The following is a 13549-nucleotide window of genomic DNA, read 5'->3' on the forward strand; positions in this document are numbered from 1 at the left end:
TCAGGGCCTTATGCCCAGCTGTGGGCGAAAATATCGCAATCTTCCCATCCTGCCAAATCCAGTTTGACGCGGTGCGGAAGAAAATCGAAACAGCCCTGCGCCAACGCGGTGCGGCCTTCGCGCGCCAGCATGGCGTCGAGCTTGTCGCGGCAGGCGTGCAGGTACAGCACGTCGGACGCCGCATAGTTCAGCTGATCCTGGCTGAGCGTCTGCGCGCCCCAATCCGAGCTTTGTTGCGCCTTGGACAGATCGACCGCGAGCAGTTCGCGCACCAGGTCCTTGAGACCGTGGCGGTCGGTATAGGTCCGCGCCAGCTTGGAGGCGATCTTGGTGCAATAGACCGGCGTGGTTTCGACGCCGAGGTGCAGCATGAACATGCCGATGTCGAAGCGCCCGTAATGGAACAGCTTAAGCACGGCCTTGTCTGTCAGCAAGCGCTTCAGGTTCGGACAATAATAGGTTTCGCGGTTCATGCGCACGACATGCGCATTGCCGTCGCCGCCCGACAGCTGGACGACACAAAGACCGTCGCGGCGGAAGCGCAGGCCCATGGTTTCGGAATCGATGGCCACCACCGCGCCGAGGTCAAGGCCGTCGGGCAGGTCGCCTTCGTGGTAGTATACGGTCAAGGGGCACGCCTTCTCAGAAACTTTGATCTTCTCCCATTCGGCCTAGACCCAAATGGTAAAAGAATCAATGAACCTTGACTCAGCCCGCCCTATCGATGCGCGACGAAGCGAAACATCAGCCTGCCGCACGCGCCTGGTCCGACGACCAGCACCAGAGCCAGGCTGATTTCAACCAGGGCCTGCGCGGTGTCGAGCGCCTTGCCGTTGACCACCGCCCGCACCAGATGATCGAGCGCCGGCAGGGCCACCAGCCCGCCCGCCAGCATCATCACCACGGTCTTCCAGCGGACATAGTCGCCACCGAGGTCGAGACTGTCGCCCGGCGGCGTAAAGGCGGCGATCAGGCGGCGCGGCGGGTAGAAGGCCATGGCCGCGACGACGGAAAGCGCCAAGGCCGTGATCGCCTCGAGGCCCATCCGCCAGGCGGCGGGCCCGAAATCGCTGAAGGCTTCTTCCAGCGCCTGCTTCGCGAAGTCGAGCGCCAGCAGCGACACGGCGATGGCAAAGCCCATCAGGCACAGGCGGACAAGACCGGCGGCCGTCATGCGGCCCCGCTTCCGCCGCGGGCGCGCAACCGGTCAAGCCCTTCGGCGATCTGCCGCGAAAAGGCGACCAGCACGGCGCCAAGACCCAGCAAGAGCACGGTCAGCACCTGGACCGGAATGAACAGGCCCAGCTTGACGTCGTCGGGCCGGTTGAGGATGCCGTCGACGAATTCGAAGGCCGGGCGGGCGGAATAGAGGATGGCCAGCCAGCCGATAGCGAACAGGACGACGGCCTGCAGGGAACGGCTGTCGGCGCCGATTTCGGGCGCCGCCGGGAAAGGCCGCGACAGCCAACCCGAAATCCGGCCGGCGCCGAACCACAGGGCGCAGACGACCGTGCTGTAGCCCAGGAGAACGGTCAGCTGCGCCATGAAGGTGCCGCCGTCGTCGGGTTCGCCGGAAATATGCAAAATGAACAGCGCCAACAGTTGCAGCAGCGCGCCGAGCCCATATGTAACGGCGAGGTAAGCGGCCAGAAGCCGGCAGGCCGAAAAGGCTATCGCGCGCATATTCATGTGACGCCCTTGCGCGTACGCGATTCGTTTACACCCTGACGGTTCGCCTAACTGTGTTTTTTGTCAAGTTTTCTTAATATATCCGGATTGGAGCCCTCCCCATGGACTATCGTCGTCTCGGCAATTCAGGCCTGAAAGTCCCCGTCCTGAGTCTCGGCACCGGCACCTTCGGCGGCAAAGGCGACATGTTCAGCAAGTGGGGCAACAGCGATGTCGCCGAAGCCAGGCGCCTGGTCGATATCTGTCTCGATGCCGGCCTGAACTTCTTCGACACGGCCGATGTCTATTCGCGCGGCGCGTCCGAGGAAATCCTGGGGGCGGCGGTCAAGGGGCGGCGCGACGACGTGCTGATCTCGACCAAGGCGACCTTCAGCATGGGCGATGGCCCGAACGACAAGGGATCGTCGCGCCATCACCTGGTCCGCGCCGCCGAAGCCAGCCTGAAGCGCCTGGGCACCGACCATATCGACGTCTATTTCATGCACGGCTTCGACGCCCAGACGCCGGTCGAGGAGACGCTGTCGGCGCTCGACAACCTGATCACGGCGGGCAAGGTGCGCTATATCGGCGCCTCGAACTTTTCGGGCTGGCACCTGATGAAGGCGCTGGCGACCTCGGAAAAGTACGGCCTGGCGCGCTATGTCGCCTATCAGGGCTATTATTCGCTGATCGGCCGCGACTACGAATGGGAGCTGATGCCGCTGACGCTCGACCAGGGCGTCGGCACCATGGTGTGGTCGCCGCTCGGCTGGGGCCGCCTGACAGGCAAGATCACGCGCAACTCACCCTCGACCGAAGGCCGCATCGCCCAGGGCGGCGAGGCCGGCGGCCCGCCGGTCGATAACGAACGCCTGTTCACCGTCGTCGAGGCTTTGCAACAGGTGGCGGAGGAGGCCGGCAAGTCGGTGCCGCAGGTGGCGCTGAACTGGCTTTTGCAGCGTCCGGGCGTCGCCAATATCGTCATCGGCGCGCGCAACGAAGAGCAGCTGCGCGCCAATCTCGGCGCCATCGGCTGGAATTTGACGGCTGCGCAGGTCGAAACGCTGGATGCCGCGAGCCGTGTCACGCCGGCCTATCCCTATTGGCACCAGGCCGGCTTCGACCGCAATCCGTCGCCGGTCAAAGGGTAGACGTCACGGAAACCGGTGGGTGACCACGATCTGCCCCACGATGGCGGCGTTGAAATCGTCAAGGTCTTCGGCGGGAATCCAGTATTCGCTATGTTCCCGCCCGCCGACCGTCTGCACCGGATAGGCATCCAGGAAGCTTTTGTCGACGTCGAAACGCGTGACGAAACCCGAGCCGCTGTCCGGCACGTTCCAGTCGCGCGCGATCTGGATGGCATAGGCTTCGTTTGTGACAGGATAGAAGATCGGCTGTTCCAGCAGGCGCGGCGGAAACGCCTTCATACCCACCGCTTCGATCAGCGCCAGTTCTCTTGGTCCCACGGGACGCCACAAGGTAATAGTGTTCATGGATCTGCTCGAAATTTCGCCGTCAGGCGAGCAGACTATGATACTCGTCGTGGCGGCGCATCCAGGCGGCAGCATAGCTGCAAATCGGAATGATGCGCCAGCCCTTGTCGCGGGCCAGTTCGGCAATGCCTTCCATCAGGCGGCCGGCAGCGCCGGTGCCGCGCAGTTGCGGCGGCGCTTCGACATAATGGATGCGCAGATGACTGTTCTCGAGGCTGTAGTCGGCGAACACGATATGGCCGTCCACTTCGAGTTCGAAGCGTTTGGCCGGCCTGTTATCTGTGATCCGCGACACGGCCCGGTCAGCCGGCGAACGGCTCGCCGTGCATCGGACGCGATACACCCGCGAAACGCGGACGCGACGCCAGAGTCGCACTGCGCGCGGACAGCTGAACCGACATTACCGGCGCCATCGAACGGGCCGCCGAAATCCAGTTTTCGCTTTCAATCTTTTTCATAGCCAACACCATGCCCTGTAAGCCGAACGCCCACCGGCGCCCGTGTTTCATTTTTAGACAATCAGCATATCAAGATTCGATGAGGAATGTATAAACGGCTCAGGTTAAGGTTGTGGTGACGATGTGGGGAGTGAGAGACGTTAGAGACCGGCATTAACGGCTGGCAGTCGCGGTCTCACGTGTGGAAACCACGCGGAGTGACGCGCCGCGTTTTACGCGGCTTGCCCTTCGGGCGCCTCCGCTACGCTGCGGCGTCGCTCGCCCTTTCGGCCATTCTTTTGCGCTAACGCCGAATGTCGGCCCAGTCCGCTCTCTGAGCGCGGCGCCGAACCGCGCGGTTCGACACACAAATCCACCATTAAAAAACCCGCCCAAGAGGGGCGGGTTTTTTAATGGTGGAGCTAAGCGGAGTCGAACCGCTGACCTCTTGAATGCCATTCAAGCGCTCTACCAACTGAGCTATAGCCCCATCTTTAAGGATGGTCCGGAAGGGTCGCCCCGTCCGAGGCGGCGACTACTATTTCAACGCCTTCCGCCGTGCAAGCCTTTTTTCAAAAGTTTTTTCGATTTTTTGTGGGCAGCCGCCCCGCAACGAAAAAGGCCGCCGGTAACACCAGCGGCCTTTCATCTTAGATATTGTCGTCGTCGTCGGCGCCGGGAATGCCCTCGATATCTTCGTCGAAGGCATCGTCCTCATCGTCTTCCAGGAAGGGCACGTCATCGGCATCGTCGTCGCCCAGATCGGCGTCTTCGATATCCATGTCGACCGAGTCCGGAGTCCCGACGCGGCCCGGATCGGCCGGATCGAGGTCTTCGTCTTCTTCGGCCAGCAGGCTTTCGTCGGCCACCACTTCGTCGATTTCGGGGGTTACCGTTTCCGGTTCTTCCTCGTCTTCGTCCTCGCTGGCGGTCTTGCCCTTCACCTGATCTTCGGCCTCCTCATCGGTATCCTCGTAGTCCGGCGCGGTCGTGCGCACGCGGGCGCGACGGGTGCGGACGGCTTCTTCGGGGTCGAATTCGAAGGCGCAGCGCGGGCAGTGGGCGGGGCGATTGTTCAGGTCGTAGAACTTCGCCGTGCAATTAGGACAAATCTGTTTGGTGCCAAGGGCGGGATCAGCCACGGGTCGTCCTTATCTATCGGGATAGAAAAAATGCGTTTGCGTTCGGCCCCCTTGCCACTAGATAGGCCTCCTGTCAAAACCTTAAATTCGCTCAGGCCTCACTTTTTCGTCGCGATTTTCGCGCGGCCGCGAGCCAGGCCATATCCATACGTCCATGACCCCCAAAGAAGCACACGCCGTAAGACTTGTTCCGCATGCAACCGGAGCCCGCCCGCCCCTGGCCGGAAAGATTGCCCTGCCGGGGTCGAAGTCGATCACTAACCGGGTGCTGCTGATCGCCGCCCTGGCCGCCGGCAAGAGCCATATCAGCGGCGCGCTGAAAAGCGACGACACCAAATATATGGCGCGCGCCCTCGGCCAACTGGGCGTCACGGTCACCGATACCGGCGATACGGACTTCCTGGTCGACAGCACCGGAACGCTGACCCCGTCGGCCGAGCCCCTGTTCCTCGGCAATGCCGGCACCGCCGTGCGCTTCCTGACCGCCGCTGCCGCCAATATCGCCGGCACGACGGTCCTGACCGGCGACGAACACATGCAAAAGCGGCCGATCGCGCCGCTGGTCGAGGCACTGAACGAAGCCGGCGTCGAGGCGACCGCGCCGACCCGCTGCCCGCCCGTCACCGTCGTCAGTCAAGGCGGGTTCGCCAAACGCACCATCGCCGTCGACGCCAGCCTGTCCAGCCAGTACGTCTCGGCGCTGCTGATGGCCGGCACCAAGGGCGACGCGCCCTTCTCTTTAAGCGTCAAGGACGGCGATATCGGTGCTTTGGGCTATATCGACATAACGCTCGCCTGCATGCGCGCCTTCGGCGCCGGCATCACCCAGACCGGGCCGCTGGCCTGGGATATCGCCAACACGCCTTACGAAGCCCGCGATTACTGGGTCGAGCCCGACGCCAGCGCCGCCACATACATCTGGGGCATAAACGCCTTGCTGGGCGCCAATATCGACATCGGCATCGCCCCCCGGGACATGATGCAGCCTGATGCCAAGGCGTACGACGTCATTTCGCAGTTCCCGAACCTGCCCGCCGTCATCGACGGCAGCCAGATGCAGGACGCCATTCCGACCATCGCCGTCCTGGCGGCGTTCAGCGCGAAGCCGGTGCGGTTCGTCGGCATCGCCAACCTGCGCGTCAAGGAATGCGACCGCATCAATGCCGTGGCGACCGAGCTCAACCGCATCCAGCCCGGCCTGGCCGAGGAAATCGGCGACGATCTGCTGATTACGCCGGACGCGACGCTGATCGGCCGCACGGTCGAAGCCGACATCCACACCTATCACGACCACCGTATCGCCATGGCGTTCGCCATGGCCGCCCTGGTCGTCGGCGGCGTACGCATCCTCGATCCGGGCTGCACGGCCAAGACCTATCCCGGCTACTGGCGCGACCTGGCCAGCGTCGGCGTCGAGATGACGTTCGAATAAGCGCACCCCAAAACGTGTGGCGCACTTTTTGGATAAGGTGCGCGACCAGGCAACGGCTTATTTTTGCTTAAGCTCGGCCTTGGTCAGGGGCCTTTTGAGCGTCAGCCTGGCAAGGCCGTTGCTCAGGTCGGCGAACTCCGCCTTGCGCGCAAGATAGACCGCGCCCGTATTGTCGAAGTCGTGGATCAGCATGTTGACACCCAGCGGCGACCCGCCCGCTTCACCGCCGTTGACCAGGGTCACCAGCTGGCGCAGGTGGACTTCGTCGATCGTCTGCAACAGCTTGCGCACGCTGTTGTCGTAGCCGAGGAAGCGGATCAGCGCGACCGTGTTGTGTTCGCGGACATAGTCGTAAAAAATCTCGGCGTCCCGCGCCAGCTTCAGGGCCGCGCCTTCGCTGGTGAAGAAGTAGGAATACATGCGCAGCTGCGCGCATTTCAGCCGGTAGTCCGCGGGAATTTTGATCGGCTGGAGCTTGAACTTCAGGCGGAAATAACGGTCGCCGAACAGGATCTGCCTTTGGTTGAAGGCCATGACCACTTCATTCAGTTCGCTGAAAAAGCTCGTCAGTTCCGCACCGGCGCCATCGGTGGCGCGCAACAAGCCGACGGCCGCGCCATGTGCGACAAGGCGCTCATCCTTATAGCCGTTCAGAAATGACGAAAACTCTTCCGCCACCCCGCCCATAAATGTGCCTATGCTCATCGGTGCAACCCCCGGACCGTCAGCGGACATTAACCATTTTTCACGACTTTTCAAACCATCCCGGCCTTGGTAAGCGCTTTTCGGACCGATGTTGCATATCTCACCCGCAAAACCATGACCCAGACGCCCCTCATTATCGCCTTCGACGGACCGGCCGCCTCCGGCAAGGGGACGCTGGCGACCGTCATCGCCGCCGACTACGGCCTGCCCTTCCTCGATACCGGCCTGCTCTATCGCGCCGTCGGGCACCTGGCCTTTCACAACGACGTGCCGCTGCACGATCCGGCGGCCCTGTCGGAACTGGCCGGCGAAATCACGCCCGAGCTGCTGGCGCTCGACGCCCTTCGCGGCCGTGAAGCCGGCGAGCGCGCCTCCCAGGTCGCCGCGGTGCCTGAGGTCCGCGCCGCGCTCAATGCCTTCCAGACGGGCTTCGCCAACCAGCCGGCCGGCGCGGTCCTCGACGGCCGCGATATCGGCACGGTCATCGCGCCGCACGCTCATGTGAAGATCTTCGTCACCGCCGCCCCGGAAGTCCGCGCGCACCGCCGCTGGCTGCAGCTCAGCAAAGCCAATCCCGCCCTGGCGCCCGGCGATGTCCTGAACGACATCCGCATCCGCGACGCCCGCGATTCCGGCCGTGCCGACGCTCCGCTGGAAATGGCCGCCGATGCGCTCTTGCTTGATACGTCCGACTTGGGTATAGAAGCCGCCATCGCGGCTGCGCGATCCCTTGTGAAAGACCGTTCTGGCCGATAGGCCAAATCCCCCGCGGCTCTTCAGAGGCAAGCACAAGAGACGTCTCGGGCGGTTAGCCGCCGCAGCGCACCCAGGGCCCCGGCCCACAATCCCATAACCCAAAGCCGCACCCCCGCGCACCTTCCCCAGAGGCATTCCGCCTCCGTTTGTCATTTGGGGATCAAAGGACCGGGACACGCGCCCACACCAAAAGAATCTGAATGAGCGATTACAATCCCTCGCGCGACGATTTCGCTGCGCTTCTCGACGAAAGCCTCCAGGGCCGCGACATGCTCGAAGGTCAGGTCGTCCACGGCCTGGTCGTAGCGGTCGAAAAGGACTACGTGCTGGTCGATGTCGGTCTGAAGACCGAAGGCCGCATCCCCCTGAAGGAATTCGGCTCCGAAGGCGCGAACCTGAAGGCCGGCGGCACCGTCGAGGTCTATCTCGAGCGCGTTGAAAACGCCATGGGCGAAGCGGTCATCAGCCGTGAGAAGGCCCGCCGCGAAGAAGCCTGGACCCGCCTGGAAGCCATCTTCAACCGTGGCGAACCGGTCATGGGCACCATCGTCGGCCGCGTCAAGGGCGGCTTCACCGTCGACATGGACGGCGCCTCGGGCTTCCTGCCGGGCAGCCAGGTCGACATCCGTCCGGTGCGCGACATCGCCCCGCTGATGGGCAAGGAACAACCCTTCGCCATCCTGAAAATGGACCGTCCGCGCGGCAATATCGTCGTGTCGCGCCGCGCCATCCTGGAAGAAGCCCGCGCCGAACAGCGCACCGAGCTGGTCGGCCAGCTGGCCGAAGGCGAGATCCGCGACGGCGTCGTCAAGAACATCACCGATTACGGTGCGTTCGTCGACCTGGGCGGCATCGACGGCCTGCTGCACGTCACCGACATGTCCTGGAAGCGCGTTTCGCACCCGTCGCAGGTCCTCAACGTCGGCGACCAGGTCCGCGTCCAGATCATCAAGATCAACCCGGACACGCAACGCATCAGCCTCGGCATGAAGCAGCTGCAATCCGACCCGTGGGAAAACGTCGACGTCAAGTATCCGGTCGGCGGCAAGTTCTCGGGCCGCATCACCAACATCACCGACTACGGCGCCTTCGTGGAGCTGGAATCGGGCGTCGAAGGCCTGGTGCACGTTTCGGAAATGTCGTGGACCAAGAAGAACGTCCATCCGGGCAAGATCGTCTCCACCTCGCAAGAGGTTGAGGTCGTCGTCCTGGAAGTCGACGCTTCGAAGCGCCGCGTGTCGCTCGGCCTGAAGCAGGCCCAGGAAAATCCCTGGGATCAGTTCCTGCGTCAGCACCCCGTCGGCTCGACCATCGAAGGCGAAGTCAAGAACGCCACCGAATTCGGTCTGTTCGTCGGCTTCGAAAACGACATCGACGGCATGGTCCACCTGTCGGACCTCGACTGGAACATTCCGGGCGAGGAAGCCATCGCCAAGTACAAGAAGGGCGACAGCGTCAAGACCAAGGTCCTGGACGTCGACGTCGACAAGGAACGCATCAGCCTCGGCATCAAGCAGCTGGGCAACGATCCGATGACCGGCGACACCTTCAAGAAGGGCCAGACCGTCACCGTAACCGTCACCGAAGTCACCTCGGGCGGCATCGAAGTCCGCTTCGGCGACGACGACGCCCCGATGTCGGCCTTCATCCGCAAGTCGGACCTGTCGCGCGACCGCAACGAGCAGCGCGTCGAGCGCTTCGCCGTCGGCGATCGCATCGACGCCCAGGTCACCAATGTCGACAAGGCGGCCCGCAAGGTCTCCGTGTCGATCAAGGCCCTGGAAATGGCGGCCGAAAAGGAAGCCATCGAACAGTACGGCTCGCAGGACTCGGGCGCTTCGCTCGGCGACATCCTCGGCGCCGCCCTGCGCGACAAGGCGGGCAGCTAAGCTTCCTGCCCCGGCCGCGGCGGCGTGAACGCGCTCAGGCGGTTCGGGAAGATGCAAAAAGATAGACGCCGGCGCTGGAAACAGCGCCGGCTTTTTTCTTGAGAAGCATTATCACGCATGTGTGACCAGACGCCGCGCGGTCGGAATTAGCCGATCCAATCGATTGTGCGGCGCCGTATATTCGGATTGTGCAGGAAATGTAACCGCTGGAAGCACAAGGATTTTTCGTACATTTTCTCTTTTCCGGAGAAAATCGGACGGTCGCAGGGCGAAATAGCCGCGATCGGGCCACAAATTTTGCGTGATACCGCTATCAGAATGGTTAATATGCCAACAAGCCCTTGATCGCTTTTTGGTTTTCGGACATGGTGCGAGTCTGATCGGTTCACTTGTTGGGGGATACAGCAATGCTGAAATCAGAGCTTATTGAACAGCTGGCGGCTGAGTATCCGCACCTGACCCAGAAAGACGTCGAACGCGCCGTCAATCTGATCTTCGAATCCATGATCAGCACCCTGGAAAAGGGCGGCCGCGTCGAGTTGCGCGGCTTCGGCGCCCTGTCCGTGCGCTCGCGGCCCGCCCGCGCCGGGCGCAATCCCAGAACCGGCGAATCGGTCAAGGTGCCCGCCAAGCACGTTCCTTTCTTCAAAAGCGGCAAGGAACTGCGCGAACGGCTTAACCTGTCAGGCGACGATACATCCGACGACTGACTTTGACTTGGTCGCGCATCTTATCCAAAAACCGCTACACACTTTTTGGGATGCGCTCTAACCCCCGGGAGGGCTAGCCCATGGGTATCGCTTCGGAATTCAAGACCTTCATGATGCGCGGCAACGTCGTCGACCTTGCGGTCGGTGTCGTGATCGGCGGCGCCTTCGGCAAGATCGTCACCTCGCTGGTCGATAACATCATCATGCCGCCGATCGGCCTGGTGACCGGCGGCGTCGACTTTTCCAGCCTCGTGCTCAAGCTGCCCAAGATCGATCCGGTCAAGCCGCAGGTCGTCATCTCCTACGGCCTGTTTATCAATACCGTCATCCAGTTCCTGATCATCGGCGCGGCCATCTTCCTGGTCGTCAAGGCGATCAACAAGCTGATGCCGCCGCCCCCGCCGGTCGTCGTCGCCGAACCCGGCCCGACGCAGGAAGCCCTGCTGTCCGATATCCTGGCCGAGCTGAAAAAGCAGAACGCCGCGAAATAGGCTTTCCGGTCTCAAATAGAAAACGCCGGCTCGCGATCCCGCAAGCCGGCGTTTTTGTATGGAAAACCGATTCGATAATCAGTCGAACAGGGTCTGGAGTCCGACGATCTCCAGGTCCTTGGCCTGGGTGCGATAGACCGGAATCTCTTCGATAAAGTGGCTCAGGCGCCCCTTGTCGACATAACGCCGGCAGAAGGCGTCGTCATCGAAGACCTCGGCCATCAGGTCCATCAGGTCGCCGGTCAGGTAAATGCCGCCGCGCGCGCCCAGGATCAGCGCCACGTCCGACGCCATGGCCGCCAGCCAGGCGCTGCACATGGACAGGGTCTCGACGGCCAGCGGATCGCCGATATTGGCCAGGGCCATGATCTCTTCGGCCGTGGTCGCCCGCGCCTCCGAGCCGTGGATCTGGTTCAGGGCCTTGAACAGTTCGACCAGGCCGGCGAAGGAAATGACGAATTCGCGCGGAACATGGCCGTGACGTTTTTGCAGAATCTTGAAGACTTCCCATTCCTGGTCGGTCACGACCGGAAGGTCCGAATGGCCGCCTTCGCACGGCATGGCGGTCCAGCCGCCCATACCGTCCGGCGCCAGGGCCGCCTGGCCCAGACCAAAGTGTGGCCCCAGCACGGCGATGACCTGTTCTTCCATCGCGTCACCGCCGCAGACCTTGACGCGCTCATCCGAACGCAGGCGGGGAATCGCCAGGGCGCGCGCCACGAAATTGTTGACCAGGTTGACGCGCTGGACGCCGGCCAGTTGCCGCAGGTCGTCACGGTCGATCGTCAGGCCTTTTTCCGGCAGCTGGATCTTGCCGTTCAGTTCCCATCCGCGCGAAGCCAGCGCCGCGCCGATCAGGCGCGGCTGACTATGCGCGCTCAGGAAGTCGGTGATGGCTTCGTCGAAGTCCTTGCGGCCGTTGATGGCGTAAAGCGAAGGCTCGCCCGGCCGCAGCCCCGGCGTGCCAAGGGCCAGCTTCATATAGGAACCGAAGGAAAAGTCGCAGAGCAGGACGTGACCGGTCATCGGCTGTTTTCACCTAATCGAAAAGGGTCGCAAGGCCGATGACTTCCATGTCTTCGGCAGTGGCCCGGTACACCGGAATCTCACCGACATAGCCCTTGAGCCGGCCCTTGTCGTGATAGCGGGCCGCGAAGGCTTCGATATCGAACAGGTCGCCGACCGCGTCGAGATATTCGCCGGCGATATAGACGCCGCCGCGCGCCCCCAAGATCAGGGCGACGTCGCTGGCCATCACCGCCAGCCAACCCATCGAGAGGTTGACGGCCTTCAGCGCCCGGTCGTCGCCGCCGGCGGCGCGCGCGATGACTTCCTCCGGCGAAAGCGCCTGGGGCTCATCCTTTTCGATTTCGGACAGGGCGGTGAAGATATCGGCTATGCCGTGGAAGGAGATGACGCGTTCGCGCGACACATGGCCGTATTTGCGCGACAGGGCCTTCATTACCTGGAATTCGAGTTCGGTGACGCAGGTCAGGTCCGAGTGGCCGCCCTCGCACGGCATGGCGGTGTAGTTGCCCATGCCGTCGGGCGCCAGGCCCGCCTGGCCCAGGCCGTTGTGCGAATTGATCAGCGCGATGACCTGCTCTTCCATTTCGGAACCGCCGCAGACCCGGACCTTTTCGTCGCGGCCGAGGCGCGGAATGGCCAGGGCCTTGGCGACGCAGTCATTGACGAGGTTCAGCCGCTGCACGCCCAGGAAGTCGCGCATCTCGCTGCGGCTGATCTTGAACCGGTGGTTCGGCATGGCCATGACGCCGTGCTCTTCCCAGCCGCCGGCCGACAGGGCCGCGCCCTTGATCTGGGGATTGTCGCAGCGCTCGAGGAAATCCCGCAGGGCCGACTTGAATTCGTCCAGCGTCTCGCAGGCATAGTGCGTGCTGTGACCCGGCCGTTCGCCGCGCTCAGCCAGCGCAACCTTCATGTACATGCCGTTGCTTATATCCGTCAGCAGGATGGTTTCCGCCATTCCCGTGTTCCCTCGCGTTTCCGGCCTCACGTTTCCGGATTTGTCTTTTCGTTTTATTTAAGAACATCGTTTTAGAGGCAAAGTCTTGATTTTTGCTAAAGTCGCCCTTCATTACACCAAAATGACACAGCCTGCGGCACCCCACACGAAGATTTGCGGTATTTCCACCCTGGAGGCGGCGCGCGTCGCTGCCCGCGATGGCGCTGCCTTCCTTGGATTCATTCACTTTGCGAAGAGTCCGCGGCATCTGACGATCAATGAAATGGCCGCCCTGATGCAGGCAGTGCGCGACGACGGCATTGCTCTTCCGCTGGTCAGCGTCACGGTCAATCCCGACGAAACCCTGCTGACAGCCCTGCGCGACGTCGTAAAACCCGACATGATCCAGCTGCACGGCCACGAAACGCCGGAGCGTGTCGCCGAGGTCAAGGCGCTGACCGGCCTGCCCGTCATCAAGGCGATAAGCGTGTCCAATGCCGACGATCTCACCGCGGCAAAGGCTTATGAATACAGCGCCGACTACCTGCTGTTCGACGCCAGGACGCCGAAGGATGCCGACTTGCCCGGCGGCCTGGGCCTGAGCTTCGACTGGACGCTTCTGGCCGGCCGGACGTGGCGAAAACCGTGGTTCCTGGCGGGTGGCCTCGACCCGGACAATGTCGCAGAAGCCCTGCGAATCAGCGGCGCGGAGGCCGTCGATGTCTCGTCCGGAGTCGAGAGCGCGCCCGGCCTGAAGTCGCCTGAACTGATTTCCCGCTTTCTTCGCTCCGTAAAAGCGTTATAAGCCGGGGTTTTCGCCGCCCGACCCTGCGGCATGCGCTTGCGGACGCATCCCG

At 62.7% G+C, this 13549-nt stretch carries 17 protein-coding genes and 1 tRNA gene; 7 read left to right on the forward strand and 11 right to left on the reverse strand.

Going from position 1 to position 13549, the window contains the following annotated elements:
• Positions 1-8: 8 nt before the first annotated feature.
• The 3 genes from AB8717_RS19035 to AB8717_RS19045 all read right to left on the reverse strand — a co-directional run bounded on the left by AB8717_RS19035 (position 9) and on the right by AB8717_RS19045 (position 1689).
• Positions 9-629 carry a ribonuclease D gene (locus AB8717_RS19035; protein WP_443748896.1) on the reverse strand — a complete coding sequence of 207 codons (621 nt, stop codon included), beginning with the start codon at positions 627-629 and terminating at the stop codon, positions 9-11.
• 89 nt (positions 630-718) lie between these two features.
• On the reverse strand, positions 719-1174 hold the full coding sequence (locus AB8717_RS19040) for a hypothetical protein (protein WP_443748897.1): 456 nt from the start codon (positions 1172-1174) through the stop codon (positions 719-721).
• Positions 1171-1689 carry a hypothetical protein gene (locus AB8717_RS19045; RefSeq protein WP_443748898.1) on the reverse strand — a complete coding sequence of 173 codons (519 nt, stop codon included), beginning with the start codon at positions 1687-1689 and terminating at the stop codon, positions 1171-1173. Before AB8717_RS19045 ends, AB8717_RS19040 begins: the two co-directional genes overlap by 4 nt.
• Before the next feature lie 101 nt (positions 1690-1790).
• Between AB8717_RS19045 and AB8717_RS19050 the strand changes: the two genes are divergently transcribed.
• The gene (locus AB8717_RS19050; RefSeq protein WP_443748899.1) at positions 1791-2819 is read left to right on the forward strand and encodes an aldo/keto reductase; all 1029 of its coding nucleotides are present in this window, start codon (positions 1791-1793) and stop codon (positions 2817-2819) included.
• Between the two features lie 3 nt (positions 2820-2822).
• On the opposite strand, the gene AB8717_RS19055 is transcribed toward AB8717_RS19050, so the two are convergent.
• The 5 genes from AB8717_RS19055 to AB8717_RS19075 all read right to left on the reverse strand — a co-directional run bounded on the left by AB8717_RS19055 (position 2823) and on the right by AB8717_RS19075 (position 4743).
• The gene (locus AB8717_RS19055) at positions 2823-3164 is read right to left on the reverse strand and encodes a hypothetical protein (RefSeq protein WP_443748900.1); all 342 of its coding nucleotides are present in this window, start codon (positions 3162-3164) and stop codon (positions 2823-2825) included.
• Between the two features lie 22 nt (positions 3165-3186).
• Entirely contained in the window at positions 3187-3459 is a 273-nt protein-coding gene (locus AB8717_RS19060; protein ID WP_443748901.1) for a GNAT family N-acetyltransferase, read from the reverse strand.
• 7 nt (positions 3460-3466) lie between these two features.
• A complete protein-coding gene (locus AB8717_RS19065; protein ID WP_443748902.1) occupies positions 3467-3622 on the reverse strand; it encodes a hypothetical protein in 156 nt (51 codons plus the stop codon).
• A gap of 393 nt (positions 3623-4015) precedes the next feature.
• Positions 4016-4091, reverse strand: a tRNA-Ala gene (locus tag AB8717_RS19070).
• Between the two features lie 160 nt (positions 4092-4251).
• Entirely contained in the window at positions 4252-4743 is a 492-nt protein-coding gene (locus AB8717_RS19075) for a TIGR02300 family protein (RefSeq protein WP_443748903.1), read from the reverse strand.
• Positions 4744-4897: 154 nt separating this feature from the next.
• Here AB8717_RS19075 and aroA point away from each other — a divergent pair, with 154 nt between their 5' ends.
• Positions 4898-6175, forward strand: a complete 1278-nt coding sequence (aroA, locus tag AB8717_RS19080; RefSeq protein ID WP_443748904.1) for a 3-phosphoshikimate 1-carboxyvinyltransferase — start codon at positions 4898-4900, stop codon at positions 6173-6175.
• A 57-nt stretch (positions 6176-6232) separates the two neighbouring features.
• On the opposite strand, the gene AB8717_RS19085 is transcribed toward aroA, so the two are convergent.
• On the reverse strand, positions 6233-6880 hold the full coding sequence (locus AB8717_RS19085) for a hypothetical protein (protein WP_443748905.1): 648 nt from the start codon (positions 6878-6880) through the stop codon (positions 6233-6235).
• Positions 6881-6994: 114 nt separating this feature from the next.
• Here AB8717_RS19085 and cmk point away from each other — a divergent pair, with 114 nt between their 5' ends.
• The 4 genes from cmk (at position 6995) to mscL (ending at position 10726) form a co-directional block, all read left to right on the forward strand.
• Positions 6995-7636, forward strand: coding sequence for a (d)CMP kinase (gene cmk / locus AB8717_RS19090; protein ID WP_443748906.1), 642 nt, complete (start codon positions 6995-6997; stop codon positions 7634-7636).
• A gap of 200 nt (positions 7637-7836) precedes the next feature.
• On the forward strand, positions 7837-9525 hold the full coding sequence (gene rpsA, locus AB8717_RS19095; protein ID WP_443748907.1) for a 30S ribosomal protein S1: 1689 nt from the start codon (positions 7837-7839) through the stop codon (positions 9523-9525).
• A gap of 407 nt (positions 9526-9932) precedes the next feature.
• Positions 9933-10235 carry an integration host factor subunit beta gene (locus AB8717_RS19100; protein WP_443748908.1) on the forward strand — a complete coding sequence of 101 codons (303 nt, stop codon included), beginning with the start codon at positions 9933-9935 and terminating at the stop codon, positions 10233-10235.
• A gap of 80 nt (positions 10236-10315) precedes the next feature.
• A complete protein-coding gene (mscL, locus tag AB8717_RS19105; RefSeq protein WP_443748909.1) occupies positions 10316-10726 on the forward strand; it encodes a large-conductance mechanosensitive channel protein MscL in 411 nt (136 codons plus the stop codon).
• Positions 10727-10804: 78 nt separating this feature from the next.
• Here mscL and AB8717_RS19110 read toward each other — a convergent pair whose 3' ends face one another.
• Both AB8717_RS19110 and AB8717_RS19115 read right to left on the reverse strand, forming a co-directional pair.
• On the reverse strand, positions 10805-11752 hold the full coding sequence (locus AB8717_RS19110; RefSeq protein ID WP_443748910.1) for a glucokinase: 948 nt from the start codon (positions 11750-11752) through the stop codon (positions 10805-10807).
• 13 nt (positions 11753-11765) lie between these two features.
• Positions 11766-12713: a glucokinase gene (locus tag AB8717_RS19115; protein WP_443748911.1), complete on the reverse strand. Its 948-nt coding sequence runs from the start codon at positions 12711-12713 to the stop codon at positions 11766-11768.
• Between the two features lie 121 nt (positions 12714-12834).
• On the opposite strand from AB8717_RS19115, the gene AB8717_RS19120 reads away from it, so the two are divergent.
• Positions 12835-13497 carry a phosphoribosylanthranilate isomerase gene (locus AB8717_RS19120; RefSeq protein ID WP_443748912.1) on the forward strand — a complete coding sequence of 221 codons (663 nt, stop codon included), beginning with the start codon at positions 12835-12837 and terminating at the stop codon, positions 13495-13497.
• Positions 13498-13549 lie beyond the last annotated feature (52 nt).

It is taken from the genome of Asticcacaulis solisilvae (genome assembly GCF_052327315.1).
GTDB lineage: Bacteria > Pseudomonadota > Alphaproteobacteria > Caulobacterales > Caulobacteraceae > Asticcacaulis > Asticcacaulis solisilvae_B.